The 4693-nt window shown below is 72.8% G+C and carries 4 protein-coding genes; 1 reads left to right on the top strand and 3 read right to left on the bottom strand.

The genetic code is table 11. The features are described from left to right. Positions 1–138: 138 nt before the first annotated feature. Together AOK23_RS11880 and AOK23_RS11875 are read right to left on the bottom strand one after the other, a co-directional pair. Positions 139–801, bottom strand: coding sequence for a response regulator (locus tag AOK23_RS11880; protein WP_055712691.1), 663 nt, complete (start codon positions 799–801; stop codon positions 139–141). Next, the gene (locus tag AOK23_RS11875) at positions 776–1948 is read right to left on the bottom strand and encodes a sensor histidine kinase (RefSeq protein WP_055712690.1); all 1173 of its coding nucleotides are present in this window, start codon (positions 1946–1948) and stop codon (positions 776–778) included. The genes AOK23_RS11880 and AOK23_RS11875 overlap by 26 nt, the downstream gene beginning before the upstream one ends. A 175-nt stretch (positions 1949–2123) precedes the next feature. Here AOK23_RS11875 and AOK23_RS11870 point away from each other — a divergent pair, with 175 nt between their 5' ends. Then, entirely contained in the window at positions 2124–4394 is a 2271-nt protein-coding gene (locus AOK23_RS11870) for an MMPL family transporter (RefSeq protein ID WP_055712692.1), read from the top strand. On the opposite strand, the gene AOK23_RS47800 is transcribed toward AOK23_RS11870, so the two are convergent. Continuing rightward, on the bottom strand, positions 4395–4532 hold the full coding sequence (locus tag AOK23_RS47800) for a hypothetical protein (RefSeq protein WP_157878009.1): 138 nt from the start codon (positions 4530–4532) through the stop codon (positions 4395–4397). Positions 4533–4693 lie beyond the last annotated feature (161 nt).

The raw sequence follows: 4693 nt of genomic DNA, 5'->3' as shown, positions 1-4693 counted from the left end.
GTGGGGGCTGGTCGCGCAGTTCCCCGCGCCCCTGAAGGCATGGGCCTGCGGCCCGGCCCATTCATCCACCCGCGCCCGCCGACGAACACGCACCCCCACGCCACTGGGGCGCGTAGGGGGCATGGTTCGGAACCCGGCTCAGGTTCCGGGGAGGATACGGCGCGTTTCGTAGGCCCACATCGCGATCTCGACCCGGTTGCGGGCGCCGAGTTTGGCCATCAGGCTGGCCAGATGCGTCTTCACCGTGCTGAGGCTGATGCGCAGTGCGTCGGCGATCTCGGTGTTGGTCAGCCCGCGAGCGACGGCGAGGAGCACCTGCTCCTCGCGGGCGGTGACGGGGGAGACCGGCTGGACCACGGGCCGGCCGGCGGGCAGGTCCGAGAAGGCCTGGAGCAGACGGACGGTGACGCTGGGCGCGATGAGCGCCTCACCGTCGGACGCCGACCGTACGGCCTGGGCCAGAAGGTCCGGTCCCGTGTCCTTGAGGAGGAATCCGCGGGCGCCGGCACGCAGCGCGCCGTAGACGTACTCGTCGAGGTCGAACGTGGTGATGACGACCACGGCCAGCGGGTCGGCGACGCCCGGCCCGGCGACCAGCCGGGTGGCCTCAAGCCCGTCGAGTACGGGCATGCGGATGTCGAACAGGCAGACGCCGGGGCGTAGTTCGCGGGCCAGACGTACCGCTTCCCGCCCGTCGGCGGCCTCGCCGACCACCTCGATGCCGGGCTGGGCGTTCAGCATGATCCGCAACCCGGTGCGGATGATCGTCTGGTCGTCAGCGACGAGGACGCGAATGGACACCGCTCTCGCTCCTCGCTCTCGGCAGTTCGGCTTCGACATGCCAGCCCTGGTCAGTACCCGGGCCGGCTCGTAGTGTGCCGCCGAGCAGGGTCGCGCGCTCGCGCAGTCCGGTGAGTCCGTAACCGTCGCGGCCTCGGCCGGTGCGCCGGCCGTTGTCGCGCACGTTCACCCGTACCGTGTGCCGTTCCGCGGCGACCCGAACGACGAGCTCGGTCGCGTCGACCGCATGGCGCAGCGCGTTGGTCACCGACTCCTGCACGATCCGGTAGACGGCCGCGTCCACGGCCGGGGGCAGCGCGTCCAGTTCGCCGTCGAGCCCCAGGTCGACCCTGAGGCGACCACTCGGGGTGCGCACCAGGCGCTCCAGATCCGCGACTCCGGCAGGGGGCGCCAGCTCGGCGCCGACCCCGCGGTCGCGCAGCGCGGCGACCATGGCGCGCATTTCCTCCAGCGTGCGCGCCCCTTCCTCCTCGACCCCCTCCAGAGCCTGGACGGCGGCGGACGGGTCGGTGCCCGCGAGCACCCGGCCCGCCTGGGCGATGATCACCATGGCCGACACGTGGTGGGCCACCGTGTCGTGCAGTTCCCGGGCGAGCTGCTCGCGCTCGCGGGAGCGCAGCTGCTCCAACTGCCGCTCGCGAGCGGTCGCCCGGAACCGTACGGCAGCCCCGACCGCGCCGGGCAGCAGCAGGAAGACGAAGCCCACGACCTTTTCGACGACCGGGGTCTCGTCCATGACGACGCACAGCGCGCCGGTCGCGAGGGTCACCGCGCCGCCCAGCACGATCTCGCGTCCCGATCCCCACCGGGGCAGCGCGTACACCAGCACGAGCACCACCGCGCCGGTGTACAGGCCGACGGGCTCGCGCGGTGCGGCGACGAGCGAGGCCACCGTGAGCAGGAGCACCGAGCCGAACGCCAGCGTCACCGTCGCCAGCGGGCGGGTCCGGCGCCACAGGGGCAGCAGGCACAGCCATACGGTGAACACCACCGCCACCGGCCGCCACACGACGTTCTCGCGCAGGGTGGCCTCCAGCGCCACACCGGCAAGGCCCGCGGCGAGCAGCGCCCAGTCCCGCCGCACCCGGGCGGGCGCGTCGGGCGGCCGGGGTTCGGTCCACAGGGTTCGCAGGTCGTCTCGGAGCACGGTTCCCAGCCTAGGGACCGCGGCGTGGCGCGCATCGGCCGAAAGGACGGGTCGTCACTCCGCCCCGGGGCCTACGGATCCGCGGCCCGTGGGCCGATGCCGCGGAGCGCCGTGGCGACGAGCCTCGGCATCGGCGGCCGTACAAGGACGGCCGACGAGGTGGTTGGAGGACCCGATGCTCTCGAAAGCCCTGTTGCGCCTGGGCGCAAGCGCCGCCCGCCATCCCTGGCGGGTGATCGCGGCATGGCTGATCGCCGCCACGCTCGCCGTCCTCGCCGCCGTCGCCTTCGGCGGGCGTACCGCGGACTCGATGACCGCTCCGGGGCTGGACTCCCGACGCGCCGCGGAGCTGATCGAGCGGGCAGGCACCGGCCAGGAGGGGATGACCGCCCAAGTGGTCGTCACCCCCCTCGACGACGGTGCGACGTTCTTCGGCGACGACGGCGCGCGCACCGCCCTCACACGGCTGCGGGCCGAGGTGAAGCGGCTGCCGCACGTGCTCGGCACGAGCGACCCGGCGGGGGCGCTCGACGCAGGCCGGGACACCGCCGTGCGCGGCGGACTCGTCTCGGCCGACGGGCGGATCGCGGTCGTCCGGGTGCAGTACCCCGACCAGAGCCGACTGTCGGCCGAGGACCTCGACGCCCTCGTCGATCTCGGCGACCGGCTGCGCGCCGAACTGCCCCTGCGGATCGAGATGGGCGGGAGCCTCTTCTACGCCTTCTCCGACCCCGACGGCGGCGCGAGCGAGCTGATCGGCCTCCTCGCCGCGGCCGCGATCCTGTTCCTGGCGTTCGGTTCGCTCGTCGCCGCCGCGCTGCCGATCGGCATGGCGGTCTTCGGGCTGACCGTCGGGGTCGCCACGATGACGGTACTGGCGGGGATGACAGAGGTCCCCACCTTCGCACCGGTCCTGGGCAGCATGGTCGGGCTCGGAGTGGGCATCGACTACGCGCTGTTCGTGCTCGCCAGACACCGGGAGTACCTCGCGCTCGGGCTCGATCCACACGAGGCAGCCGGACGGGCGGTGGCCACGGCGGGGCGGCCCGTGGTCTTCGCCGGCGGCACCGTCGTCGTATCGATCCTCGGCCTGGCGGTCGCGAACGTGCCGTTCATGACGGTGGGCGGCCTGGCAGTCTCGATCGTCGTCCTGATCATGGTGCTCGCGTCGGTGACGCTGCTGCCGGCCTTCCTCGGCGCGGCCGGCCCACGGCTGGGCCGGGCCGGCCGGATCGGCCGGGCTCTACAGATCAGGACGCGGGGCCGACTCGCACGGCGGCGGGACCCGGCGGCAGGCGCCGCCCACGCCGCCGGGTGGCGTCGCTGGATCGGGCACGTCAGCCGGCACCCGGTGCCGTACGCGGTCGGCGCGGCGGGGCTGCTGCTGACCGCGACGCTGCCCGTGCTCGGCCTGCGCGTCGGCCTGCCCGACGACGGCTCACTGCCGCAGAGCCGTACCGAACGCCGCGCCTACGACCTCGTCGCCGAGGGGTTCGGCCCGGGCACCAACGGTCCCCTCGTCATCGCCGTGGACCCCACCGGCGACGGGGGAGTGGTGGACCGTCTCGTCTCCACGGTCGCGGCGGATCCGGGCATCGCGTCCGTCGCGCCGACACACATCGATCGGGCCACCGGCATCGCGACCCTCGTGGTGTTCCCGACCACCAGCCCTCAGGACAAGGCCACGGCCGACACCATCGCCCGGCTGCGCACCGACGTGCTTCCCACGGCGATCGGGCACGGCCCGGCCAGGGCCCACGTCGGCGGCGCCGCCGCGAGCCTGTCCGATGTGGGCCGACGCACCAGCCAACGCCTGCCGGTGTTGGTCGCCGCCGTGCTGGCGATGTCGTTCCTGCTGCTGATGCTGGTCTTCCGCTCGATACTCGTACCGCTCAAGGCGGTACTGCTGAATCTGCTGAGTATCGGCGCGGCCTACGGCGTCATGGTCGCGGTCTTCCAATGGGGCTGGGGAGGCGCGTTCATCGGGCTGGAAGCGACGGTTCCGATCGTGTCGTTCATCCCGATGTTCCTCTTCGCCATTCTGTTCGGCCTGTCGATGGACTACGAGGTGTTCCTCCTCTCGCGCGTACGCGAGGAGTACCTGCGCACCGGCGACAACGGCACGGCGATCGTCGAGGGCGTCTCGCGCACCGCCCGGATCATCACCTCGGCCGCCCTCATCATGGTGGCGGTGTTCCTGTCCTTCGCCGTCGCCGAGGACCCCTCCACCAAAATGTTCGGACTCGGCCTGGCCACCGCGATCTTCATCGACGCCACGGTCGTACGCATGGTGCTGGTACCGGCGACCATGACACTCCTCGGCCGGACCAACTGGTGGCTGCCGAAGTGGCTGGACGGGATGCTTCCCCGCGGCCCGGTCGGCACCGACGACACCGACGCGGAATCCACGGGTGAAGCCCCGCTTCCACGGCTGGTCGACCGTTGACTACTCCTGCCCGCCCGTCTTGAACCACCGGATCACGCCCTCGAACCGGTGCCGCAGTCGCTCGGGGCACGGGCCGTACTCGCCGATCGGCAGGTACGGCTCGATGAACTCCCCGCCCCAGGCTCCCGGCGGCCTCACTGCGGCAGCGACACCAGCAGTGCCCGCGACGACGGCGCCCGCCCCGGCACCCAGTCGCTCGTCCGCGTCGCGTGCCGCAGCGCCGGGTGGTCCCGGCCCCTCAACCCCGCGTAGAACACGGCCCGGTCGGCTATCCCGGCCGCCCGGTCCCGCAGCACCGA

Origin of the sequence: Streptomyces torulosus, from assembly GCF_001419765.1 — a bacterium.
Classification (GTDB): Bacteria; Actinomycetota; Actinomycetes; order Streptomycetales; family Streptomycetaceae; genus Streptomyces; species Streptomyces torulosus.
The sequence above is the reverse complement of the archived record's forward strand: the minus strand, read 5'-3'. Positions and strand labels throughout refer to the sequence as shown.